The sequence below is a fragment of the Exiguobacterium sp. s40 genome (genome assembly GCF_018617905.1).
In the GTDB taxonomy this organism is placed as follows: domain Bacteria; phylum Bacillota; class Bacilli; order Exiguobacteriales; family Exiguobacteriaceae; genus Exiguobacterium; species Exiguobacterium mexicanum_A.
On record NZ_JACSLC010000009.1, the window covers coordinates 1 to 23,123 of the forward strand.

General features: G+C 51.9%; 22 protein-coding genes, 2 tRNA genes and 1 other annotated feature. Of the genes, 16 read left to right on the top strand and 8 right to left on the bottom strand.

Annotated features, from left to right (window positions below):
- Positions 1 to 105: 105 nt before the first annotated feature.
- Positions 106 to 957 (bottom strand): aldose 1-epimerase family protein, encoded by an 852-nt coding sequence (locus KNP02_RS09295; RefSeq protein WP_251128517.1) that lies wholly within the window; start codon positions 955 to 957, stop codon positions 106 to 108.
- A gap of 74 nt (positions 958 to 1,031) precedes the next feature.
- On the opposite strand from KNP02_RS09295, the gene KNP02_RS09300 reads away from it, so the two are divergent.
- Positions 1,032 to 1,583, top strand: coding sequence for a TlpA family protein disulfide reductase (locus tag KNP02_RS09300; protein WP_034781171.1), 552 nt, complete (start codon positions 1,032 to 1,034; stop codon positions 1,581 to 1,583).
- Positions 1,584 to 1,628: 45 nt separating this feature from the next.
- Here KNP02_RS09300 and KNP02_RS09305 read toward each other — a convergent pair whose 3' ends face one another.
- The 4 genes from KNP02_RS09305 to KNP02_RS09320 form a co-directional block, all read right to left on the bottom strand.
- Positions 1,629 to 1,835 carry a DUF3006 domain-containing protein gene (locus KNP02_RS09305; RefSeq protein ID WP_016508383.1) on the bottom strand — a complete coding sequence of 69 codons (207 nt, stop codon included), beginning with the start codon at positions 1,833 to 1,835 and terminating at the stop codon, positions 1,629 to 1,631.
- A 395-nt stretch (positions 1,836 to 2,230) separates the two neighbouring features.
- Complete coding sequence (locus tag KNP02_RS09310) at positions 2,231 to 3,031, bottom strand: MBL fold metallo-hydrolase (RefSeq protein ID WP_214708703.1); 801 nt, start codon at positions 3,029 to 3,031, stop codon at positions 2,231 to 2,233.
- A 179-nt stretch (positions 3,032 to 3,210) separates the two neighbouring features.
- Positions 3,211 to 3,284, bottom strand: a tRNA-Gly gene (locus KNP02_RS09315).
- 16 nt (positions 3,285 to 3,300) lie between these two features.
- Positions 3,301 to 3,374 (bottom strand) — tRNA-Gly (locus KNP02_RS09320).
- A gap of 128 nt (positions 3,375 to 3,502) precedes the next feature.
- On the opposite strand from KNP02_RS09320, the gene KNP02_RS09325 reads away from it, so the two are divergent.
- Genes KNP02_RS09325 through KNP02_RS09335 form a run of 3 tightly spaced genes read left to right on the top strand, consistent with a single transcriptional unit; the run spans position 3,503 to position 4,829 of the window.
- Positions 3,503 to 3,862, top strand: coding sequence for a hypothetical protein (locus KNP02_RS09325; RefSeq protein ID WP_214708704.1), 360 nt, complete (start codon positions 3,503 to 3,505; stop codon positions 3,860 to 3,862).
- A 2-nt stretch (positions 3,863 to 3,864) separates the two neighbouring features.
- Positions 3,865 to 4,419 carry a hypothetical protein gene (locus KNP02_RS09330; protein WP_214708706.1) on the top strand — a complete coding sequence of 185 codons (555 nt, stop codon included), beginning with the start codon at positions 3,865 to 3,867 and terminating at the stop codon, positions 4,417 to 4,419.
- Positions 4,416 to 4,829, top strand: coding sequence for a hypothetical protein (locus tag KNP02_RS09335; protein ID WP_214708708.1), 414 nt, complete (start codon positions 4,416 to 4,418; stop codon positions 4,827 to 4,829). Before KNP02_RS09330 ends, KNP02_RS09335 begins: the two co-directional genes overlap by 4 nt.
- A 42-nt stretch (positions 4,830 to 4,871) precedes the next feature.
- On the opposite strand, the gene KNP02_RS09340 is transcribed toward KNP02_RS09335, so the two are convergent.
- The 3 genes from KNP02_RS09340 to KNP02_RS09350 all read right to left on the bottom strand — a co-directional run bounded on the left by KNP02_RS09340 (position 4,872) and on the right by KNP02_RS09350 (position 10,796).
- On the bottom strand, positions 4,872 to 8,000 hold the full coding sequence (locus tag KNP02_RS09340) for an SH3 domain-containing protein (protein ID WP_214708710.1): 3,129 nt from the start codon (positions 7,998 to 8,000) through the stop codon (positions 4,872 to 4,874).
- 161 nt (positions 8,001 to 8,161) lie between these two features.
- Positions 8,162 to 9,091, bottom strand: coding sequence for an alpha/beta fold hydrolase (locus tag KNP02_RS09345; protein WP_214708712.1), 930 nt, complete (start codon positions 9,089 to 9,091; stop codon positions 8,162 to 8,164).
- A gap of 19 nt (positions 9,092 to 9,110) precedes the next feature.
- Positions 9,111 to 10,796: a formate--tetrahydrofolate ligase gene (locus tag KNP02_RS09350; protein ID WP_214708714.1), complete on the bottom strand. Its 1,686-nt coding sequence runs from the start codon at positions 10,794 to 10,796 to the stop codon at positions 9,111 to 9,113.
- 242 nt (positions 10,797 to 11,038) lie between these two features.
- Between KNP02_RS09350 and KNP02_RS09355 the strand changes: the two genes are divergently transcribed.
- The 12 genes from KNP02_RS09355 to KNP02_RS09410 all read left to right on the top strand — a co-directional run bounded on the left by KNP02_RS09355 (position 11,039) and on the right by KNP02_RS09410 (position 23,062).
- Positions 11,039 to 11,944 (top strand): carbohydrate ABC transporter permease, encoded by a 906-nt coding sequence (locus tag KNP02_RS09355; protein WP_251129245.1) that lies wholly within the window; start codon positions 11,039 to 11,041, stop codon positions 11,942 to 11,944.
- A complete protein-coding gene (locus tag KNP02_RS09360) occupies positions 11,941 to 12,846 on the top strand; it encodes a carbohydrate ABC transporter permease (RefSeq protein WP_084592978.1) in 906 nt (301 codons plus the stop codon). The genes KNP02_RS09355 and KNP02_RS09360 overlap by 4 nt, the downstream gene beginning before the upstream one ends.
- Before the next feature lie 105 nt (positions 12,847 to 12,951).
- Positions 12,952 to 13,193 (top strand) — a binding site (T-box leader).
- 66 nt (positions 13,194 to 13,259) lie between these two features.
- Positions 13,260 to 14,243, top strand: a complete 984-nt coding sequence (asnA, locus tag KNP02_RS09365) for an aspartate--ammonia ligase (protein WP_371819469.1) — start codon at positions 13,260 to 13,262, stop codon at positions 14,241 to 14,243.
- A 182-nt stretch (positions 14,244 to 14,425) separates the two neighbouring features.
- Positions 14,426 to 15,721 (top strand): ABC transporter substrate-binding protein, encoded by a 1,296-nt coding sequence (locus tag KNP02_RS09370; protein ID WP_214708715.1) that lies wholly within the window; start codon positions 14,426 to 14,428, stop codon positions 15,719 to 15,721.
- Positions 15,722 to 15,868: 147 nt separating this feature from the next.
- Positions 15,869 to 17,056, top strand: coding sequence for a right-handed parallel beta-helix repeat-containing protein (locus KNP02_RS09375; RefSeq protein WP_214708717.1), 1,188 nt, complete (start codon positions 15,869 to 15,871; stop codon positions 17,054 to 17,056).
- On the top strand, positions 17,043 to 17,588 hold the full coding sequence (locus tag KNP02_RS09380; RefSeq protein WP_052090279.1) for a nitrous oxide reductase accessory protein NosL: 546 nt from the start codon (positions 17,043 to 17,045) through the stop codon (positions 17,586 to 17,588). Before KNP02_RS09375 ends, KNP02_RS09380 begins: the two co-directional genes overlap by 14 nt.
- Entirely contained in the window at positions 17,589 to 18,392 is an 804-nt protein-coding gene (locus KNP02_RS09385) for an ABC transporter permease (RefSeq protein ID WP_251130738.1), read from the top strand. It begins immediately after the preceding gene.
- Positions 18,379 to 19,098 carry an ABC transporter ATP-binding protein gene (locus KNP02_RS09390; protein WP_214708719.1) on the top strand — a complete coding sequence of 240 codons (720 nt, stop codon included), beginning with the start codon at positions 18,379 to 18,381 and terminating at the stop codon, positions 19,096 to 19,098. Before KNP02_RS09385 ends, KNP02_RS09390 begins: the two co-directional genes overlap by 14 nt.
- 63 nt (positions 19,099 to 19,161) lie before the next feature.
- Entirely contained in the window at positions 19,162 to 20,622 is a 1,461-nt protein-coding gene (locus KNP02_RS09395) for an MDR family MFS transporter (protein ID WP_214708721.1), read from the top strand.
- Positions 20,623 to 20,657: 35 nt separating this feature from the next.
- On the top strand, positions 20,658 to 21,767 hold the full coding sequence (locus KNP02_RS09400) for a PQQ-dependent sugar dehydrogenase (protein WP_251129246.1): 1,110 nt from the start codon (positions 20,658 to 20,660) through the stop codon (positions 21,765 to 21,767).
- Positions 21,768 to 21,862: 95 nt separating this feature from the next.
- Entirely contained in the window at positions 21,863 to 22,228 is a 366-nt protein-coding gene (locus tag KNP02_RS09405) for a M48 family metalloprotease (protein WP_214708725.1), read from the top strand.
- Between the two features lie 12 nt (positions 22,229 to 22,240).
- On the top strand, positions 22,241 to 23,062 hold the full coding sequence (locus tag KNP02_RS09410; RefSeq protein ID WP_214708727.1) for a M48 family metallopeptidase: 822 nt from the start codon (positions 22,241 to 22,243) through the stop codon (positions 23,060 to 23,062).
- The last annotated feature ends 61 nt before the right edge of the window (positions 23,063 to 23,123 follow it).

Below are 23,123 nucleotides of genomic sequence, written 5' to 3' on the forward strand. Positions count from 1 at the left end.
AAAGATGACTCCCGTACAGTACAGGAATCATCTCCTTGAATCAGCATAAGTTTTTTTATTATTGTCCTTTACAAGGGGTACAGATTACATCGGTCAGCTCGTTTTTTATTCGGTATAGAGCGTGTAAGTCGCCTCGAACGACTCACCAGGGTCGAGCAGTTGCATATCTTCTTTATGGCGGATGTCCTTCCGATGACCTTTGTAGTCAGCGTGTCCGAACCAAGGTTCGAGACAAGCGAACGGGGCGTCGGAGTGTGGAGGCGACCAGATGCCGAAATGGGTGAAGTGAGGGGATTCCATGACGATGGCCCGACCGCTCGGTTGATGTCGAAGCGCTGCGTACTCGATTTGTTCAAAGATGAGGGCATCTTGGTCGAACAAGTGATGAGTCAGCGGGATGTAACGGCGTTCCCCGAGAGGTTGATAGGCACCCGTCAAGTAAGGTCCTTCGAGCAATAGACGGTCGAGTGTTCGCGTCTCCCCAAAGTCAATCGTATAGTCTTCAAACGTCCCCCCGGCAAATGGGATATTAAAGGCCGGGTGCCCGCCGATGCTGAACGGGAGGACGGTATCATCTCGGTTGACGACACGATACGTCACGCTCAACTCTTCGCCGATGAGGCGATAGATGACATTCAGTTCGAATGAAAATGGATAGTGTTTACGCGTCTCGACAGAATCGCGCAGGATAAAGCGGACGTGGGTATCGGAAGCCTCGGCGACCTCGAACAGTTCGTCGCGCGCAAATCCGTGTTGGCTCATCGTGTACGTCATTCCGTCATATAAGTAACGGTCGTCGAGCAGGCGTCCGACGAACGGAAAAAGGATCGGGGCTTGCCGGCCCCAATACGTTGGGTCACCTTGCCAGAGGAGCTCCGTCCCGTCGACGTTCCAACTGGTCATTTCGGCACCGTGTGCTTTTAGTGTGACGCTAACTTTCTCGTTGTAAAGTTGCAAGATAGTTACTCTCCTTTGAATGATATGATAAGTTAAGTTTAGGAGTGAACAGTACACAGGACAAGGGGTAAATCATGCGATTTCATAAACTAGCGATTGGATTGATCATGGCTGGTCTCGTGGCCGGTTTAGGCTATAAAGGATATGACGAGTTTAATAGTCAGGCGAAGGAACCGGCGGTCAGCATCGCCACGGACGATAGCGTACTTGGCGGTCTCGAGGTCGGTCAACGCGCGCCGGCCCTTGAACTGGAGACGGTCGAAGGGGAACGCCTATCGCTCGCCGATTACAAAGGACAGCCGGTTGTAGTGAACTTCTGGGCGACGTGGTGTCCTCCGTGCCGTGAAGAACTACCTGAACTGATTAAATTTAGCGATGAGACGGGCGTCCCTGTGCTAGGCGTGAACATCACGAATAACGAACGTCGCGGCCGACGAGATGTCGATGCATTTTTAGAAGAAGTGCCGCTCAGTTTCCCGGTCCTGTTAGACGAAGACGGCGAGGCTGTAAAAACGTATCGCATTGTGGCCATGCCGACGACCTATGTCATCGGATCAGACGGTGTGATCACCGCCAAACAAGTCGGACCGGTCGATTTCGATTGGTTGCGAGACAAAACAAAGTAAATGAACGGACAAAGACAGACTGGGAGTGAACCGGTCTGTCTTTGTCTACTTTTTATAATGTTGTTTGATGAGCGCATCAAAATTCGGTGTCATGTCTTCCTCGAGATAATAGTGATGATTATCTCGAATGATTGTATCGCCAACACGTGCTTCTGATGGCAAGAATCGTCTTGGGATGAAACTCGAGCCGTTGTTCCAACGTAACACGGCATACTTCCCTTCGACCCGCACCAATGTGCCGTACTTAATCATGCCTCTTCCTCCTCAACGAACAGCTTTCTATCTCTTTATTCTTATAGAGTGTATTCCCACATTCCACAAAAGCTACACATATTTGCGCAAGGCTGGACAAGCAAATGGGAACTCAAAGAGGTGACAAAATTGTGAAGAAAGTTAGAAGAAAACGCTTTCTTTTTTGTTTGTTTTCTTCTATAATGAAGGCACGGGGTGATTTTGACGAATTTGTGAACAATGGGGGTATGGTCAATGTTTTCATCAGCTATGATTGGATTGCTCGCCTTAACCGGCGTGACCATTTATGGGATTGACCGTATGTTCACGGTCCGTTCAGAGCGCATCACAAAGAAATAGGTCTACATAATAGGGGGGATCGCAACGTCTTGGGGAGACGTTGCGATTTTTTTGTGTCAATAATCTTGCTGCCGTGACTCGCGATCTTTCGCTTTTTGTTTGACGTGCTTACGGTTCCGTTCATGGACGCGTTGGAAAAAGGCGTGCTCGGGCCAATGGGGAGACCAAACCCGTTCCTCGGGCAGAGCGAGGATATACTCTTCGGCCGCGCTCAGCCGCTCCATCATCTTGCTGCGATCGTCGCATAAATCGCCGTGGCCCGGGACGAGCCAACGAATCTCATACTCATAAATGGCGGCTTGGAGTTTTTGCAAGGAATTCAAATACGCCTCGGCATCATGCTCGATGAACGGAGGCTCGATATTAGACCCGTAGTCGCCACAAATCAGGAGTCGCAGCGGTTCGACGATTAAAGACATATGGGTCGACTCGTGTCCTGGCGTCAATAAAAACGTGATGGGGGTAGAGCCGAGTGCGAGCGTCCCGTCCTCGGAGATCATGATGTCGACGGCCGGTTTGACGATGGGGCGATCGATATAATACTGCTCATAAAACGACTGGATCTCGTCTAACTGCGAGCGCGCATCCGTCTCGACGAACGCCTGAGATGCGATGACGGTCGCATCGGGAAACGCATAGGCACCGATAATATGGTCGTAATGCTGGTGCGTATAGATGACATACAGCTTTTTGCCTTGTCGACGCAGTTCGACGTCTCGGCGGATGGTGGCAATCTCTTCAGGCAGCCAGTTCGGATCGATGACGATTAAGCTCTCATTCGTCTCAATCAACGTCGAAGTCGTTCGCATGAGTGCACTTTCGTAAACAGTGAACGGTTGAAGACGTACTTGAATCACGGGAATCCCTCCTTCTTGTCTTCCATCCTTTTCCCGAATCGTCATCATTTAAGCGTCGCCGGTATGACTGCTATTATCGTGAAAAACAAAAAAGCAGAACGTCGAATGACGTCCTGCTTCATGCACGGTGTACCGTGCGGTTATGTGTGCGAGCAAATTCTCGCGTATATGTCGGTAATTGGAGCGGGTGAAGAGAATCGAACTCTCGTCATCAGCTTGGAAGGCTGAGGTTTTACCATTAAACTACACCCGCATATGAAATTTTAAAATGGAGCGGGTGAAGAGAATCGAACTCTCGTCATCAGCTTGGAAGGCTGAGGTTTTACCATTAAACTACACCCGCGAAACGCTTAACGTTACGGTAATATAATAGCACAGGATTTTAGCTTTGCAAACCCTTTTTTGAAAAAACATTGGTTGTTGCGGCTAGGTCGTCTTGCTAAGATAATAGGAGAGAGGAGTGGATGGGGCATGAGTGAGCGTAAATCCTATTTACAGATGATGAGCGAGGGCTTTCGGATGATGAAAGAAGGCAAACAAATCAATCATGAGACGAAGCTGCGCCAATGGACATTCTCGATCAGCCGTGAGGCGAATTGGCATGTGATTCTCCGGACAGAGCGCTTGAAATGGGTCAGTCCGGCGACCGATCAGTTCATCATTGAACCGTTATTCGTCCAAATCGGGGCATTACAGCTCACGCGTCATCTCGAAACGAACGAAGTACGTTTGACTATCGATGAAGAATGGGGAATTGAAAGTAAGGTCGTCTGTGACGACCAGGAGTGGGAACGATTCGTCGCGTCGCTCAAACAGATGAAGGGGGAGTAGTCGTGAGTCGAGAAAGGCTATATCGGATTGAAGCGGAAGCTCGTGGGAGTGCCTGGCGGGCCCGTGTATTGACCGGCATCCAACGATTCCGCTTTTTTAAAGGGGAATTGCTCGCACCGACTGAACGTCCTTATGTCGTCTTGAGCATCTCACAAGACAAGCAGGCACTCCCCGATTTGATTGAGACGGATATGGGAGTGTTGCTCATCCATGAACGAATCGGTCCAATTTTTATGAACTTATGCCCATACGATATTCAACTCGTTCGAGTCGAGTTGCACACGAGCACCGGAAAGACGGATCAATATTGCGCGCTCAACGTATTGCGTCGCTTCGAGATTGAGCATCTCGAAGATTCAGGCGAATATCGACCGTTAGACCCGGACCGACTCTATTTTTTATCACATCAAACCGTAAGATTAAACTTATTCGGGCACATGATTGCCCAAGACCAAAACAGTCAACGCCTTTACGTAACGGAGCGCCTCAAATATGCGCTCCAAGCGAAGAGGGTGACAGGTCTAGCATTTAAGAAGACGAAGGAGCAAACAGCATGAAGGAATACGAGATTGACGGTTGGATCCGTCTATCCTACCCAGAACACTTTGAATACAATGAAGAAGAAGACCATGTCAGTTTTTACTCGGTCGAGGCAGACGCGCAAGGGACGCTTCAAATGTCCATCTATGAAGCGGAGGAAGCACAAGCCCCGAGTGACGCCGCGCTTCAAGAATTGAACACGTTTTTAGGTGAGTTCCCGATCGACGTCAAAGTCGCCCCAAGCGTCACGTCGGAGGCCGGCGGCATGACGACGGCCTACGCGAGCGGAATTGAAGACGGCATGCATCTCGACGTATGGTCGTTGACAGACGGGAAGCGACTTTTGTTTTTGACGTATGTCGCCGATGAAGTGACGAATGAAAAGTTGGAAATCGAATCGATTATCGACTCGATCGAATGGACATAACAAGAGACACGCACCTATAACGGTTGCGTGTCTCTTTGTGTCTTACTGGAATTTCGGTACATCGAAGTAAAGCGTGTAGGCGTCAAGCTGTTGGTACATGTTATACATACTGGTTGTTTGTTTCGTCGCCCATGCGATGTCTGAAGCGTATTGGTCTGTGCCGGTGTTACTTGGATTGAACCGCATCTTATAGAGTGTGTTCTGTTTCCGGCTCGGATTGTTGATATATGAGTCGCCGATGAACTTGGCACCGCCGATGATGGCAGCTTCCGGTGTGAACCAGCCTTCTTTATAAGCGCGTTCGGCACCTTTGACATGGGCGTTCCCATCGATCGCACCAATGCCATACATGTTGTAGACGGTCTTCGGCGTGACGGCCTTGCCGTCGACGCTCGAGACGAGCGTTCCGGTAGCGAGGCCAGATGTGCCGTGACCTGTTTCAATCAATGCATGTGACAATAGATAAATCTCATTGACGTTATGCGTGCGTGAGGCGTCGATGAACGCCTGGCCACGGCCTGCTAAAATACCTTTTCCAATGAGCGACTTGTTCAAGACGCTGGCAGTCAAGTCAGCGCCCTTCGACAAATCTAGGAATTGGAAGTACTCACGCGAAGTTTTAGCAAACGATGATGGGGAGACTTGGCGCGTGATTTCTTCATCCGTCGCCCGTCGCCATGATTGGTCGAAGACACGGATATGGTATCCGCTCGGACGATAATAAGCGATTGTATAGTATTGATCCGTTTCCCCTGTAATGGCGACATCTTCACCGGGATTGATTACCCCAAACGAGTGGGACGTCATCGCTGCATCTTTTAATACATTGACGTTCCCAGCGACGTTAGCGGCACTCACGTATCCGGTGAATAATCCGTACTTCACTTTGTACCACGTCGTCGAGCCGACTTTATGTGTACCAAGGTAGTCGAGTTTCGTATTGGTCGATACGCTGGTCACGTTCGTTGATGCTGACGATGCGGTCGCCTTCAAATACTGGAATCGAGTTGAGTACAGTTCGGTTGCTATGACTTTTCCGGCCGGTGCGGTCGCTGTTGCCATGACATAGCCCGTAAAGGAACCATATTTCACTTTATACCAAATTGCGGTCCCGACTTGCTGAGAGCCGAGGTAAGCAAGTTTAGTGTGATTCGGTAACGTAGCAAGAGTCGTTGCAGAAGACGAAGCGGTAGATTTTAGATATTGAAACTTCGTCGTGAATAGTTCACCTGTCGTGCTCTTGGAAATCAGCGACTTCGGCACATACGCGTTCGCGGCCCGGAAAGCGTCTGATTGAGAAATGACGTTTCGCTGGGTAGCCACCATCGTCGCGAGGGTATACGGATAAGCCGTCTCTGTGATCACCATCTCTTTGCTGCCGGCAACAGGTGGCGTGTACGGTTTCGTATACGTGAGGGAGATGTACCCTTTCACGAGCGAACCGTTGACGAGATACGAGATGACGCCCCAGTCGCTACCGACGATCGGTTTCACTTTGACGACCGTGCCGTTCGCGAGCGTGCCGATGACGTTTCCGTCCACCGGCTTCGTCCGAACGTTCAGCGTGCCATTGTTGGCGACGACGACCTCGACTTCCCGTTCAGCTTCTAACTGTTCTTCCGGAGCCGGTGGCTTGTCGGCGAAATAAGCGGCGGTCGCATAGCCCGTGAGCGAGCCGTACTTGATTTTGTACATCGAACTCGTCAAGCCAGCCTCAGAAATTTGCTGAACTTTCGTTCCCGTCGGAATGACGGCGATTTTTGTTTTCGGTGAAACAGACCGGTCATAGAGGACGACTCGTTGCGTCGTATAATAATCGGTCACGACGATCACCTCCGGTTTGTCGACTGAGAAATGGCGTGAAGCTGCATAGCCCGTTTTCCCGTCGTAACGTACTTTAAACCATGAGCTCGACAATCCACTCTGCGAAATCTGCTCGATTTTCGCGCCGAATGGAATCGTGTCAATTTTCGTCACACCCGAAGCCGATGAATTATACATCGCCACGTTGCGAATCGCGTAATAAGGTTTGATCACAATCACTTCTGGCGGAGTCGTCGAGAAGTTTCGAGCCGCGGCATAGCCGGTCACGCCATCATATTCAATCTTGAACCACGAACTTGCGAGTCCGGCCTCTGACACTTGTGTCACTTTGCTACCGGCCCGGATTGTCCGTAGACGTTCCGCCCCTGAAGCTGATGATTTATACAAGACGAGGTCACGAGCGGCATAGTAAGGCGTCCGCACAACGGTTTCTGGTTTTGTCTTTGAGAAATTACGTGCTGCCGCATAGCCGGTCACGCCATTGTAGCGGATTTTGAACCAAGATGAGCTCAGCCCTGGCATCGCGAGTTGTTCGACTTGGGCACCGAGTGGGATCGTCGCGATTTTCGTCGCGCCCGAGGCGGAACTGTTATAGAAAGCGACGTTCTTGACCGCGAAGTAAGGGGTCGTCGCTTCCGGCGTCAAGAGCGAAGTCGAGAAGTTCCGGGCCGGGGCGTATCCGACGGTCGAGCCGTACTCGATTTTAAACCACGAACCGGTCGCGCCGAGTGAGGCGAGGTGCGTCACTTTGGCACCTGCCGGAATCGTTCCAATTTTCGTCGCCCCTGAACCTGTCGAGTCATACAGCACGGCTGTCTTGACAGTATAGTAAGGCGTTTCGACAGGCGTCGTCGGTGTGAAGTAGCGGGCTGCAACGTAACCTGTATATTTCCCGTAAGTCACTTTCATCCACGAGCCGGTCGCGCCGTGCGAAGAGATATAGGTCACGGTCGCGTTTTTCGGGATCGTCGTGAGGATGACGGCAGAAGTCGACGTCGACGAACGCAAGTTGACGTTCGCGTCCGCTGTGTAGGCCGATGCCGTTGTCGTCGCTGTCTTTTCAACGGTTGATTTCAATGTCAAATACGTCGCCGACACGTAGCGTTTTTCGCCCTCGAATTCGATTTGGGCCCAGTTATCGTTCGTTGTGTACACTTGAACGGTCTCGCCTTGCGTCAATTTCCCGACAATGTCCGAAGTGGTCGAAGTGGCGGAACGTACGTTTAAAATAGATGTATTCACGGTTCCTTCGTATGTTGCTGCATATGAATGAGCGGGAACAAGCGTACTCAACATTGTGCTAGAGATGAGGACGGCCGTGCTCAATCGTGTGATTGTTGGCTTCAATGTGTTACCCCTTTCGGTGAATACAGATCAACATGTATGTATTCATGTAGTGTGCGGTCTAAGTATAGCGTACTTAAAAATTGGAAAGAAGAATGTAAATTACAAAAAAGGTAAATGAATTAGAAAAGTGATGTATTATTATGGAAAGAAAAAAGAACCTCCTAGGAAATGGAGGTTCTTTTTTCGAATTGTACGGTTTGATGCATCCAATCGCCGATATCGGTCCACACGTCTTGTCGTTGTCGTTCACGCAAAATCTCATGTCTGGCATTGTCATAGGTGAGAACGGTCAACTCGATATCGGCAACTTGGTGTTTATGAACGATTCCCGTGAGTCCTTCACCGTCATGGACGACCGGATCGTCAGCCCCGACAACGAACAAGATGGGTAACGTTTTCGGATGCTCGTGAATCCGGGCAGTGGACGTCACATCGAGTGAGGCGCGGGCGACCTCATGCAAGTAGCCGAGCGTCGGAATGCCACCGCAATCCGGGTCGTTTACATAGGAGGATACTTCTTCTGGAACGCTTGAAATCCAATCGCTCTCGGTCGTGGCGGGTAAGAACTTTAAGTTGTATCGTCCGAACATCAAGCGTTCGAAGAAGCGAGATTGATATTGGCTCCCTTTGAACCGGATGGCCAGATCGATCGCATACAGTCCGATCCGCCCGATCCATCCCGAATGCGGAGGCGGAGACACGGCGATGACGCCAGCTAGGCGATGACCTAACCGTTGCCCGAGGCGACGGGCGAGCAGTGAGCCGAAACTATGGCCGAGGACGACGGTCGGCAACTCGTCTTGATAGTGATCGAGGAGTGAGATAGCGTCATCAACCATTTGATCAAATCCTTCATGTGGAGACAAGTGGGCGTAAGTGGACTGATCCCGTGCCAAAGAACCGGCACCGCGGAGATCGCATAGGAATACGTTAAAACCAATTTCTGACAAAAAATTAGCGAATTCGACATATCGTCGGTGATGCTCGAGCATACCGTGAAAGATGAAGCAATTTCCAATTGGTTGTGAGGCTGGAATGTGTAGCACATGCGTCCGATACCCGTCCGCATACGTATGTTCCGTGACGTCCATCTGTATCCCTCCGTGTCGTTTAAAATAATCCGATCGCTTTACCGGTCTCGTCGATTCCCATATTCAAGGCGGCCGGTTGCTTCGGCAGACCCGGCATCGTCAAGACGTTTCCGGTCAAGGCGACGAGAAAGCCAGCGCCGACCGACGGTTTCAACTCTCTTACGGTCACAGTGAACCCGTACTGGTAACCGAGTTTCGTCGGGTCGTCTGACAGCGAGAACGGCGTCTTCGCCATACAAATCGGCAAGTGTTGCCAGCCGTTCGCTTCGATTTGCGCCATTTGTTTTTTTGCGGTCGCGGTGAACGTGACGTCGGCCGCCCCATACACTTCACGGGCAATCGTCAAGATTTTTTGTTCGATCGAATCGGTCAACGCATAGAGCGGGGTGAATGCACTCTCATTCGACTCAATCGTCTCGATGACGGCCTCGGCGAGCGCGCGTCCGCCTTGGCCTCCGTTTGACCACACTTCACTGAGCGCGACACGTATGTGGTTCGCTTCACACCAGTCGAGGACGGCCGTCAATTCTTCGGCCGTATCCGAATTGAATCGGTTGAGCGCGACGACGGTCGGCAAGCCGAGTTTCCCCATCGTCTCGACATGTTTGGCGAGGAGTTTCAATCCGTTTCCGACAGCTCCGACGTTCTCGACGTGGAGTTGGTCTTTGGCGACGCCGCCATGCATTTTCAAAGCCCGGACAGTCGCCACGAGAACGACGGCGTCCGGATTCAATTTTCCGATGCGTGACTTGATATGACAAAACTTCTCGGCACCAAGATCGGCTCCGAATCCAGCTTCGGTGACGACATATTCGCCGAGTTTGAGCGCGGTTTTCGTCGCAATCAACGAGTTGCATCCGTGCGCGATATTGGCGAACGGACCGCCATGAACGAGGGCTGGTGTCTGTTCAAGTGTCTGCACCAAGTTCGGCTTGAACGCTTCCTTCAACAGCAACGTCGCGGCACCGGCCGCACCGATTTGTTCGGCCGTGATCGGTTCGTTGTCTTGATCGTAGGCGACGACGATACGCTTGATGCGCGTCTCAAGGTCGGTCAACGAATCGGCGAGGCAGAGGATGGCCATGATTTCAGACGCCACGGTGATGTCAAATCCGTCTTCACGCGGTACCCCGTGGGCACTGCCGCCAAGACCGATCGTCACGTGACGGAGCGCCCGGTCATTCAAGTCGAGCACACGTTTCCAAACAATTTTCCGGACATCGATCCCGAGGTCGTTCCCTTGATGAAGATGATTATCGAGCATGGCGCTGATCGTGTTATGAGCTGCGGTGATCGCATGCATGTCGCCTGTGAAGTGAAGGTTGATGTCTTCCATCGGTAACACTTGGCTGAACCCTCCGCCAGCGGCACCGCCTTTTAAACCCATCGTCGGGCCGAGCGACGGTTCGCGCAGACAGACGATCGCTTGCTTGTCGAGTCGGTTGAGCGCTTGGCCAAGCCCAACGGTCACGGTAGATTTACCTTCACCGGCTGGAGTCGGATTGATCGCCGTGACGAGGATGAGTTTCCCGTCTTCTCGAGTCGCCATCCGATCGATGACATCGAATGATAACTTGGCTTTATATTTCCCGTATAAATCGAGGTCATCTTCTTGTAAACCGAGTTTTTCCGCAATCTCTTTGACAGGTAGCATCTCGGCTTGTTGGGCAATTGTTAGGTCGGATAACGGTTTAATCGTCGTCATGTATAAAATCCCTCCACTTTCGAACAATGTAATCTATTTAGCTATTTTCATTCGTGAATCGACCCAGAATCAAGGTTTAATCTTTCGTTAGGGAAGACTCGTTCGTGTTGTCATTGAGTTTATCATAACCCATCGCTTCGTAGAATTCACCCATTGAGTGCAATATATTCCACCCTTTCCGTCAAATGTATCCGTTTTCATTTTTGGTCCAGGAAGGTAAGTTGATAGTGGAGGCGATGAACATGACAGAAACACCGAAACGAATCAAACGGAGACGAAATTGGAAGAAGCCGGCGAGTTTTATCACATTCGTTGGTCCGGCCTTTTTGGCATTTGTGGCAATCGTGCTTATTCCATTTTTCAACGGGATTTATTACAGTTTCACAGATTGGAACGGTGTGACGGGGCAATTGAATATGGTCGGACTGGACAACTACCATCGGATTTTATTTGAAGATGAACAGTTCCGCGCTTCGTTCTGGATTACAACGAAATATACGCTCGTGGCCGTGGTGCTGACGAATATCGTCGGTTTCCTATTGGCTTTACTATTGACGATGAACATTAAGACGCGCAATATCCTGCGCACCGTCTTTTTCATGCCAAACTTGATTGGCGGGCTCATTCTCGGGTTCATTTGGCAGTTTATCTATGTGAAAGGCTTTGAATCAATCGGGGCACTGACCGGGTGGAGTCTGTTCGAACTGCCATGGCTAGGTGACGCTCAGACGGCGTTCTGGGGCATCGTCATCGTCGCCATTTGGCAAGGTGGGGGCTATGTCATGGTCATCTACATCGCGGCGCTCCAAAATGTGCCGACAGATTTACTCGAAGCGGCTAAAATCGACGGGGCAAACCGGTTGAAGATGCTTCGTCATATCACCCTCCCCATGATCATGCCGTCGATCACGATTTGTCTGTTCTTGACCATCTCATGGTCGTTCAAAGTATTCGATACGAACTTGTCACTGACGAACGGCGGGCCGTTCAAATCGACGGAGATGCTCGCTTTGAACATCTATACCGAATCGTTTGTGAATAACAACTACGGACTCGGCTCGGCGAAAGCAGTCATCTTCTTCCTCGTCGTCGCGGCGATTACCGTCACGCAAGTGTACTTGACGAAAAAGCGGGAGGTGGAGGCATGACGACGGAAAAAATTGAACGCATCGAAGCGAATATCGATCAGGCACCACGACAATTGTTGCCGCAAAAGCCGTTGCGGACGGGCGGATATACGGCGGGGCTCGGTCTCGTCGAGTTGGTGGCGATCTTACTCGGGCTCTTGTACCTCGTCCCGTTCTATTACGTCATCGTCAACTCGTTCAAATCGATCGCCGAGATTTACACGAATACGTCTGCCTTGCCGAATGTTTGGCTCGCCTCGAACTATTCAGAGGCATGGGAGGCGATGAACTACGGACGCGTCTTCTTGAACTCGCTCCTCATCACGGCCGGCGCGAACCTACTGATCGTGTTGTTCACATCGATGGCGGCTTGGAAGCTCGTCCGGACGAAACATTGGATTTCGACGGTCATCTTCTTCTTGTTCGTCGCGGCGATGGTCATCCCGTTTCAGTCAATCATGATTCCGCTCGTGAAAGTATCGAGCGTACTCGGGCTGTTAAATAGCCATTGGGGACTGATGGTCATGTATCTCGGGTTTGGGTCAGGCATCTCCGTGTTCTTATATCATGGGTTTATGAAGTCGATTCCGGAAGAGATCGAAGAAGCAGCCATCATTGACGGCTGTTCGACATGGGGCGTCTTTTGGCGCATCGTGTTCCCGCTTTTAAAACCGATCACGGTGACGATCGTCATCTTGAACAGCCTTTGGATTTGGAACGACTTCCTGTTACCTTCACTTGTCCTCCGAGACATCGAACTGCGGACGATTCCGCTCGCGACGTTCTATTTCTTCGGACAATATACAAAACAATGGGATTTGGCACTCGCTGGTTTAGTCCTTGGGATCGTTCCGCTCCTCGTCTTTTTCTTCGGTATGCAAAAGCATATTATCAAAGGGATCACGAGCGGCTCGATCAAATAACCCTTCCCAAGGGATCTCCCCCGTCCGCTACACGGGGGAGAATTTTTTTGAAAAAAGCTGTTGACATTCGTCGGAATATTTATAATAATTGGGTCAATTCAATTGTGAACGACATTGAAAGGACGAGTACACAGAAGACGTAAGCAAAGCGAGCCGGGGAAGGTGAGAGCCCGGACTGAAATCTCTGTCGAAGAACCTCCTGGAGTCGCTACCCGAACGCTTTGCAAGTAGACGTAGCCGGAATGTTCCCCGTTATCGGAACTACGAGATGTTCGTCTCGAAAAAGTGAGTAGATTCGTCTACTAATTTGGGTGGCACCGCGGAGCTTGAAGCCTTCCGTCCCATAGTCCATGGGATTGGAGGGCTTTTTTCTATTGCTCCGTCCCAAAATCCCACAATTGGAGGAAGAAAACATGACAACGACAGCAACAAGCAAGATGAAAGCGAAACAACAGGCGATTACAGTAGTGAAGGCGACATTCGAAGACAAGTTCAGCACGGCGCTTGGGTTGACACAAGTGCAGGCCCCGCTGTTCGTCACATCGGCGAGCGGTGTCAACGACCACTTGAACGGCGTCGAACGCATTATTCAGTTCGACACGCAGTATCCGGGACACGAACTTGAAATCGTTCAGTCGCTCGCGAAATGGAAACGAGAAGCGCTCGGCCGTTACGGATTCGAGGTCGGGGAAGGCTTGTACACCCAGATGTGCGCCATCCGTCGTGATGAAGAGCTCGACGCGACGCACTCGCTTCACGTCGACCAATGGGATTGGGAACGCGTCATCGCCCGGGAACACCGGACGACGGAGTACTTGAAGGCGACGGTCGAATCGATTTACGCGGCACTCCGCGAGACGGAACAGACGGTCGAATCGATGTACGGGATTGAGGCGATTTTGCCAGAGTCGATTCATTTCTTGACGAGCCAAGAACTCGAAGACCTTTACCCGACGCTCACACCAAAAGAACGTGAGCACGCGATTTGTAAAGCGTACGGTGCGGTCTTCCTCTCGCAAATCGGTGGTGCACTCGCCTCAGGCGATAAGCATGACGGTCGTGCGGCCGACTACGATGACTGGTCACTCAACGGCGACATCCTCGTCTGGCACCCGGAACTCGAATCGGCGTTCGAATTGTCGTCGATGGGGATCCGTGTCGACGAGACGGTACTCGCTGAGCAGTTGGCTACAGCCGGTGCCGAAGAGAAACGGAAGTACCCGTTCCACCAAGCCGTCCTCGAAGGACGCCTCCCGCTTACCATCGGAGGGGGCATCGGGCAATCCCGCGTCGCCATGTACTTGCTTCGTGCCCGCCATATCGGCGAAGTCCAATCTTCGGTTTGGCCGAGTGAGATGATCACCGCGTGTGAAGAAGCCGGAATCAGCCTGTTGTAATTATATAGAAGAAACTAAAACCAGGACTTTCTTTTTCAATAAGAAAGTCCTGGTTTTCTGTGCAACATTTTCCACCCTACACGTCAATTTTGACACCTACATAATGGAAGCGTTTTCATCTAAAGTTAGGGTGTACCGATTGGAATCATGAATGTCGACTCTATACTTAGGGAGGAAGCGAAATGAAACGTAAATGGAGATTATCGACCGCCGTGATGACGGCTGGGATGGTATTGACTCTTGCGGCCTGTGGCGGCGGGTCGCTTACGGAAGATGAAGGATCGAACGATGCGAACGCGGATAGCGGGGACAAACAAGACGTCACGTTGAACGTCTTCCAGTTCAAGGCGGAAATCGCCAAAGACCTCGAGGCGATGGCGAAAGAATACGAAGAAGAGACTGGCGTCAAAGTGACCGTCCAAACGGTCGGAGGCGGAGCCGACTATGGGGCAGCGCTCAAGTCCCAGTTCGCGTCAGGCAACGAGCCGGACATCTTCAATAACGGTGGCTTCACCGAAGCACAAACGTGGAAAGACAAGTTGGAAGACTTGTCGGACGAGAAATGGGTCGGTGACTTGACCGAAGTGGCCAAAGAACCGATGACGATGGACGACAAACTGTACGGGATGCCGATGAACTTGGAAGGCTATGGTTTCATCTATAATAAAGAGCTGTTCGATAAGGCGGGCATCAGTGAGTTGCCGAAGACGTTGTCTGAGTTGACGGATGCGGCTGAGAAGTTGGATAAAGCAGGCATCACGCCGTTCTCGGTCGGTTATGCCGAGTTTTGGATTCTCGGAATTCACTTGTTCAACATTCCGATGGCGCAACAAGACGACCCGGATGCGTTCATCCAGGCACTCAACGAGAATAAAGAAAAATTTGAGGACAATGAGCAGTTCCAACAATTCTTGAAACTGTTTGACCTCACCATCAAATACGGCAATAAGAACCCGCTCACGACGGACTATAACACGCAAGTCACACAGTTCGCTCAAGGTGAGACGGCAATACTTCAGCAAGGGAACTGGGCGCAACAGATGATTCTTGACGTGAACCCGGACATCGAGATGGGCTTCGTGCCAATTCCGATCAATGATGACAAAGAGAAGATGGACCGCCTCCCGGTCGGTGTCCCGAACAACTGGGTCGTCAACAAAAACTCCGAGTATAAGGAAGAAGCGAAGGATTTCCTCGAATGGATGGCGACGTCTGATACGGGTAAAGATTACATGGTCAACAAGTTCAAATTTATCCCAGCGTTCAAATCGATTGAAGCGAACGACCTTGGACCACTTGCAGACGATATCTTGGCCTATTCAAACGAAGGCAAGACGATCTCGTGGAACTGGTTCAAGTATCCGGATGGTGCGGTCAACGAGTATGGCGCACTGATGCAAGCATACGTTGGCGGTCAAAAGACAGGCGACGAGATGCTTCAAGACTTCACGAAAGTATGGGCCGATAAGGCGAAATGATAGCAACACAAGCGGCGAAATGACCCCTTCGCCACTTGTGTTTTTTTTATGAAGAAACTGTCACATGAATCCCATAAAAATGACACACATACCCCCCTGGGTTTTCGTACAATATTTTCTGTAAGCGATTGATCAAGAGGAGGGGTTATGAAACGACTAAGCGGGTTACTTGCGTTATGGTTCTTCTCACCGATCACTGTTCAAGCGAACGAGGAACCGGTGTCGCTCGAAGAACCGATTGTGATTCAATCGAACGAAACGTTTAACGGTGAAGGAAAGCGGTTCAGTAGTTGTGAACATCCTGCGTTTCAACTCGAAGGGACCGGGGCCGTGCTCGAGAACGTCGAGATTGAACAGTGCGAACGGACGACCGTACCCGCGGTGCTCGTCGTGGGACTCGGCCATCAAGTCATCGACGTTACGATTGAGGCGACCGGGACCGGGATCGCCGTCGAGAACAGTTACGGGGTCAGGTTGATTCGACCGAACGTGACAGGGAAGGGTGAGGAGGAAGGAATCTCGATCGAGGATAGCGAGGCGACCGTCATCAAAGGAGCCATCGTCGACCACGTCCGTGACGGCATTTATATTGAAAACGGGACCGGATACGAGTTGACCCGGCCGCTCGTCACGAACTCACGATACGGCGTTCATCTTATGTTCCCGACGGACGTCTCGATTGTGTCCCCGAATCTGCACAACAATGAAACTGGCGCGATGGTGATGGGGACCGAGCGCGTCCGTATCGAGAATGGACAAATCTATGATCAAGTCGGTGCGACAGGAATGGGACTCATGCTGTTCGAAGCGATTGAAACGAGCATCCGTGCCAATGCGATTTATGGGAACCGCGTCGGCATTTATGCCGAAAAATCGGAATGGACAGCGATTCATGATAACGGTGTGAACGGAAATGATATCGGCCTAAGGATGAAACGGGCCAACGGGATGACGTTGACCGGGAACGATGTGACGAACAATCGCTATCCCGTCGTATCATTTGAAGCGGCCGATAACGTGATTGTCGGCAACGAATGGGGCGGGCAGACACTCGATTTGACCCAGGACGGGCAGAGCGAGATCCCGTATCGGGCCGACCCATATTTGTTTTTGCTCGCTGATTCGTATGAAGCGTTTGAATTGCTGTACGGGGCTCCAGGGTTGACCGTACTCGAGCGTGTCCTCAGGAGCCCCGACGAGGTCACGCTCACCGATGTTTCGCCACGGGCGACGACGTTCGAGTTAAAGTGGCAGGGGACGGTTGGGGCAACCGTGTTAAGTGGATTATTGATTTTATTATGGCGATTTGGGAGGAAACAAGATGATTACTTATAAGAAGATGGCAGGATTACTTACCGTATCAGGATTGACGCTCGCATTAGGTGCGTGTTCAAGCGCGGCGGCGGAACCGTTTGACATCGAATGGGGCGAGACCGAATGCGTTGTATGTAACATGAAGATCATGGACGAACAGTTCGCTGCCGAGGCGATTATGGACAACGGAAAAGGCTATGCATTCGATGACATCGGTTGTTTGATGCGGGACTGGTATCCGGAACAGACAGAAGAAGACATCGCAGCTATGTACGTCAAAGACTACAACACGAAAGAATGGGTCGACCTTGAAGAAGGAACATTTGTCTACGATAAGATGTCGAAGACACCGATGGCTTACAATATCGTCTCGTTTGCGAAGGAAGCGGATGCTGAGGCATACGTGGACGAGAACGGCGGCATGGTCATGGACCTCGACGACTTGAAAGACCATTCATGGGAGCGCGGGGAAATGAAACAGCATAAAAAGATGAACGCAGATGATGATAGCAAGATGAGTGAGAATGATTCCTCAGAAGGCCACGGACAGTAAATGATGCTGTGGCGGATCGAGTGGTCGCGCACGTTACGTCAAAAAGAGAGTTATGTCTTCCTGTTCACCTGGATGGTGACGCTCGTGCTGCTTGGCGGTCTCGGACAAGCGCTACCGGTGGCGACCGCCTACACGAACGTCAACGCGACATTCCTCACCATCATCGGACTCGTCTTACCGCTTTTCGTCATGTTGACGACGGCGCTCCAGTGGGGAGGGGAGCGGGAGTCGAAACGTTTGCGCCTCTTGACGACGTACCCGCTATCGATGTTTCGCCTCGTCTGGATGCGTTACACCGCCTTTCTCGCGACGCAGGCTTTAATTGTCACGCTCGCTTATGCGCTCTCGTCATTCTTCGTATCGATGCCTCTCAAGACGTGGGTCGTCCTTTGGGCATATTCGCTCGGGCTCATCGCGTATGGGGCGGCGTTCGGGACATTCGTTGGCGTCATCGGTCGAAATCGGCTTCAAGCCGTCCTCATGTCTTTCCTCGTTTGGACGGTCTTGATTTTGTTATGGCCGACGGTGCTCGTCAGTGTCATTGCATGGATACCATACGGTGTTCAGGCGGAAGCGATGGTCGGCGCCTTGTTTTTGAACGGATTTGAGTTGTTGCGCGTCTGGGTGAGCGCAGTATTGGCGGCCCCCGATTTGTTCGGGGCCATCTATGAGACGTTTATTAGGTGGCTCGACGGCCCGGTCGGTACGGCTGTCGTCGGTGCGACGATCATCGGGGTCATTCTCAGTATGTTGGGCGCGGTGGCGTGGTGGTTACGACGGGAGGGTCGACATGATTCAACTTAATCAAGTGGGAAAACGATACGGCGAGTCATGGGCGCTCCATCCGCTTGACGGTGGGATTGACTCAGGCCAGGTCGTCGCTTTATGCGGCAGTAACGGGGCTGGGAAGTCGACGCTGTTGAATCTTATGAACGGCACGATTCCCCCAAGCGTCGGGAGCGTGTCCTTGAACGGTCGAACGATCGATGACGGGAAGGCGTACCATCGGACGTTTGGATACATGCCAGACGACTTTGCGTTCGATTCGTCTTGGACCGTCGGTGAGACGTACGCCTATTACGCATTATGGCAAGGTGTGAAACCGGATTTAGCGTTGTTGGAGCGCGTCGGTCTCGATGGATTGAGAAACCGAGCCGTCGGGAAGTTGTCGAAAGGGATGCGTCAACGTCTCCTACTGGCGCAGGCACTCGTGACGAAACCTGACATCTTGCTCCTCGATGAACCGACGAACGGACTCGATCCGACTTGGATGCGTCTGCTCGGTGGCTTGTTGCGGGAAGAAGCTGAGCGTGGTGCGACGATCGTCTGCTCGACACACCAGCTTGATGTGGCAGCGATGCTCGCTGATGAAGTATGGATGCTCAAGGACGGTCGGCTTGCAGGTCGCGTCCTCGTCACGGACGAAGCGGCGGCTTATGCTGAAATCAAACGTTTCTTTTTCGAATCGGAAGTTGAGGCTTGTCAAACCGGCGCGGCTCGCACAAAATAATAGACAGTTGAAGTGGTGCTCGGAACCTTCCGGCACCACTATTTTATTGGGGAGATGAAACAAATGAGAAAGAATGTTACGGTCGCGCTGTTGTTGGCGACTTTTTTAGCGGCGATTGAAGGGACGGTCGTCTCCGTCGCAACGCCGGTCATCGCGAGCGAATTGAATGGGGCTGCCCTCGTGAGCTGGGTGTTTGCCGCCTTCTTGCTGTTCACGGCGGTATCGACACCAATCTATGGGAAGGTGGCCGATTTGTTCGGCCGAAAGCGTGTCCTGTTATTTGGAATCGGGCTGTTCACGCTCGCCTCACTTCTTTGCGGACTTGCCACATCGATGGAACAACTGATTGTCTTCCGGGCGCTTCAAGGGCTCGGCGCCGGTGCGGTATTACCGATCTCGATGACGATTATCGGCGATTTGTATAAATACGAAGAGCGCGGCAAGATTCAAGGGATTTTGAGCGCGGTGTGGGGCGTATCGGGCGTTCTCGGTCCGGTCATCGGCGGGTTCTTGGTCGAGACGTTGTCTTGGCGTTACGTCTTCTTATTGAACGTACCGTTCGCACTGTTATCGTTCATCATGATCGTCACGTTCTATAAAGAGACCGTGACCGAGACGACGGAACGGATTGACGTCAAAGGAGCGTTGTTGTTCGCGTTCGGTACGACGGCGTTCTTGTATGGGCTGATCACGTTCAGCGAGACGAACGTCTGGACGGCCTCGGTCGTCGCCAGTGCCGTCTTCAGCGTCATCTTGCTCACCAGTTTCTTCTTATCGGAACGACGGGCGAAGACACCGCTCTTGCCACTCGAATTATTGAAACAACCAATCATCGCGTCGATCAATGGGGCCGTCTTCTTCGCGGCGTGGGTCCTCGTGTCAATGTCGGCCTATATCCCGATTTGGGCACAGGCCGTCCTTGGGAAATCAGCGACCGAAGCCGGATTCATGCTCATGCCACTCTCGGTCGCTTGGACATTCACGTCGATTATCGGCGGCCGTACACTTGGAGCGGCCTCGCCACGGCGTCGGGCCGTGACAGGAATGAGTCTCTTGTTGATCGGGACAACCATCTTGACGCTGCTCACGCAATCAAGCCCAGATCTGTTCGTCTACCTCGCTGTCGCCATTATTGGCGTCGGGTTCGGCTTGTCACAGCCGATGTTCATCGTCGTCTTGCAGACCGTCGTATCTTACCGGCAACGCGGGACCGCGACGGCCGCGAACTCATTTTTGAGTACAGTCGGTCAGACGCTCGGTGTTGCCGTGTTTGGTGCAGTATTCAACTTTATCGTCCTCAGCGGTTTCCGTGACGAGGCGGGCTTGAGCGACGTATCACTCGAATCGTTCTTTAATCGAAGCGTCACCGAGACGTTAAACACGACGGTCCGGCTCCAAGGCGAGCAACTCATCGCCACGGGATTGAATACCGTCTTCATCGGAGCGGCACTCGCGGCGTTCATCGCATTGTTGATCGCGCTTCGCTTACCAGCTAACCCACCCGAACCTTCACGCGACAACTAAAGACACGGTATGATGGTGAAAAGGAGGCGATCATGTTGAAACGATGGATCCTTGTGTTATCTCTTGCCGTATTAGCAGGTTGTGCATCGGAACCTGCTGACGCACCGGCGCCAGAGGAGACTCCGGGCGAAGAGTCGACTGAAGAAACACCTGCGGAAGATACACCAGGCGATACACCAACATCGGAAGCAGACGATTCGCTGACATTCGGTGCGAGCGAGTCTGTCGTTGAGCAATTGGACGTACCGTGGTCGATGGTAAGGACCGACGAAGGGTGGCTTATCTCGGAACGAGGTGGCACAATCGCCGTCATCGATGCGGACGGGAATCTCGACCGACAACCGGTCGTCCTCGAAGAAGATGTGCTCGAAATCGGTGAGGGCGGTTTACTCGGCCTGGCCTTGACGACAGATTTCACGACATCCCGACAAGTGTACGCCTATCATACGTACGGGACACCTGGGGACGTACGAAACCGGGTCGTCGAATTGACGTGGGACGGGGAGCGCTTTGAAGAGACGGCTGTCGTGCTCGATGAGATCCCAGGCGCCCAGTTCCACAACGGCGGCCGCTTATTGCTCGATGGCGACGCACTTTGGGTCACCACGGGAGACGCCCTCGTTCCGGATCTCGCTCAAGATGAGACGTCGATTGCCGGAAAAGTGTTACGGGTGTCCTTATCCGGAACAGGCGAGCCGACCGATTGGATTTATTCGTCGGGCCACCGCAATCCCCAAGGCTTGACGAAAGTTGGCGACACGCTTTATGCGAGTGAACATGGGGCGTCCGGTCACGATGAAGTGAACATTCTCGAGCGGGGAAACAACTATGGCTGGCCGCTCATCGAGGCAGACCAGGAACAAGATGGTCTCGAGACACCATGGTTCGAAGTCGGAGAGACGTCGTGGGCACCTTCGGGAATCGCGGCGGACGACCGTTACGTGTACATGGCGACGCTTCGGGGGAATCGCCTTGTTGCCATCGACCGAGAGACAAAAGAGGTCACCCCGCTCGTCGAGGACAAAGGGCGTATCCGTGATGTCTGGTTAGGAGACGGAGAGCTCTACTTCATCACGAACAATACGGATGGACGCGGAAATCCGAGCAATGAGGATGATCAGCTGTATCGCTTGACCCTCGAATAGAAACTGACACCCGTGTCAGTTTCTATTTTTTTTGTTGTCGATATCCAATTATCAGGTATAATGGACTTCATATGGAAAATGAAGGGAAATTTTACATGAAACAATCGCAATTGGTACATAAGAACGAAAAACTGTATTTTGGACTGCTCGTCGCGGCCAGCGTGTTGACGGTGGTGTTAGGAATCGTCTTCACAATCGCCTCACTCGGTATTTTCTTATGGATAATCGGAACGATTTTAGCACTGTCTCTATTCACGCACTGGCTTCAAATCGGATATATTCGCACGAACGGCGTCAAAGTGACAGAGCGTCAATTCGCCGACTTGCGTCATACGTATCAGCGTGTCGGGCAAGAGATGGGGATTCGCCTACTCCCGGACGTCTATATTCTTCAAGCCGGGGGCGTCTTGAACGCTTTCGCGACACGTTTCTTCCAAAAGAACATGGTCATCTTGTATTAGGATATCATCGAGTTGTCACGTGATGGGTACACGAAAGAAGTCGAGTTTGTCATTGCGCATGAACTGGCACACATTCGCCGTAATCACGTTCAAAAACAGTGGGCCATGATGCTCGGCGGCTGGATCCCGTTTTTAGGGTCTGCCTATTCGCGCGCCTGTGAATTTACGTGTGACCGCATGGCCGCCCACTACATTCAAGAACAAGCCGCATCGAAACGTGCCCTCACGATTCTTGCGATCGGTGGGAAGTTGGCACAAGAAGTGAGCGAGTTTGACTACTTGTACGAAGCGAGCCGTGAGAACGGATTTATCGCCAAGTTGAGCGAGCTGTTATCGACGCATCCGCCGCTCCCGAAACGGATTGCGGCCATCGCGACGAACGCGGGTGAAACGAACGTTCCGGTCTTCAAGACGGCCGGATACGTCAAAGGTTCGATTATCAGCACGATCATCTTGAGCGTCATTGTCAACGTGGCCATCGTCGCCTGGTTGTTCACGAGCGATGGATTGACGGGCTTATCGGAAGGCATCGGCTCACTTGATGCGATGTCAGAAGAACCGATTCAAGAACTTGCCTATAACGCCGCAACGTACGAAGAGTTTGAGGCTTTATTGGCAGACGGGGCTGACGTCAACACGCAAGACTTGTACGGCGACACGCCGCTTCATAACTTGCTCTATAATGAAGGCGTGGACATCGATACGGTTGGGTTGTTGCTTGAGAACGGCGCCGACGTCTCGCTTGAGAACGAGGATGGCATGACGCCGGCCGAACTCGCTGCCGACTCCGGTCAACCAACAGGAATCATCGAATTGATTCAATCGTACGAGTGAACAGAGAGGTTTATGGCCATGCGTGTGGCCATAAACCTTTTTAATAACAGCTGTTGCAAAC

Bases quoted from the DNA above. Each gene is read 5' to 3' on its own strand.
- KNP02_RS09300 (WP_034781171.1), top strand. From the start codon at position 1,032: ATGCGATTTCATAAACTAGCGATTGGATTGATCATGGCTGGTCTCGTG.
- KNP02_RS09305 (WP_016508383.1), bottom strand. From the start codon at position 1,835: ATGATTAAGTACGGCACATTGGTGCGGGTCGAAGGGAAGTATGCCGTG.
- KNP02_RS09325 (WP_214708704.1), top strand. From the start codon at position 3,503: ATGAGTGAGCGTAAATCCTATTTACAGATGATGAGCGAGGGCTTTCGG.
- KNP02_RS09335 (WP_214708708.1), top strand. From the start codon at position 4,416: ATGAAGGAATACGAGATTGACGGTTGGATCCGTCTATCCTACCCAGAA.
- KNP02_RS09345 (WP_214708712.1), bottom strand. From the start codon at position 9,091: ATGGACGTCACGGAACATACGTATGCGGACGGGTATCGGACGCATGTG.
- KNP02_RS09350 (WP_214708714.1), bottom strand. From the start codon at position 10,796: ATGACGACGATTAAACCGTTATCCGACCTAACAATTGCCCAACAAGCC.
- KNP02_RS09355 (WP_251129245.1), top strand. From the start codon at position 11,039: ATGACAGAAACACCGAAACGAATCAAACGGAGACGAAATTGGAAGAAG.
- KNP02_RS09360 (WP_084592978.1), top strand. From the start codon at position 11,941: ATGACGACGGAAAAAATTGAACGCATCGAAGCGAATATCGATCAGGCA.
- asnA (WP_371819469.1), top strand. From the start codon at position 13,260: ATGACAACGACAGCAACAAGCAAGATGAAAGCGAAACAACAGGCGATT.
- KNP02_RS09370 (WP_214708715.1), top strand. From the start codon at position 14,426: ATGAAACGTAAATGGAGATTATCGACCGCCGTGATGACGGCTGGGATG.
- KNP02_RS09375 (WP_214708717.1), top strand. From the start codon at position 15,869: ATGAAACGACTAAGCGGGTTACTTGCGTTATGGTTCTTCTCACCGATC.
- KNP02_RS09380 (WP_052090279.1), top strand. From the start codon at position 17,043: ATGATTACTTATAAGAAGATGGCAGGATTACTTACCGTATCAGGATTG.
- KNP02_RS09385 (WP_251130738.1), top strand. From the start codon at position 17,589: ATGATGCTGTGGCGGATCGAGTGGTCGCGCACGTTACGTCAAAAAGAG.
- KNP02_RS09390 (WP_214708719.1), top strand. From the start codon at position 18,379: ATGATTCAACTTAATCAAGTGGGAAAACGATACGGCGAGTCATGGGCG.
- KNP02_RS09395 (WP_214708721.1), top strand. From the start codon at position 19,162: ATGAGAAAGAATGTTACGGTCGCGCTGTTGTTGGCGACTTTTTTAGCG.
- KNP02_RS09405 (WP_214708725.1), top strand. From the start codon at position 21,863: ATGAAACAATCGCAATTGGTACATAAGAACGAAAAACTGTATTTTGGA.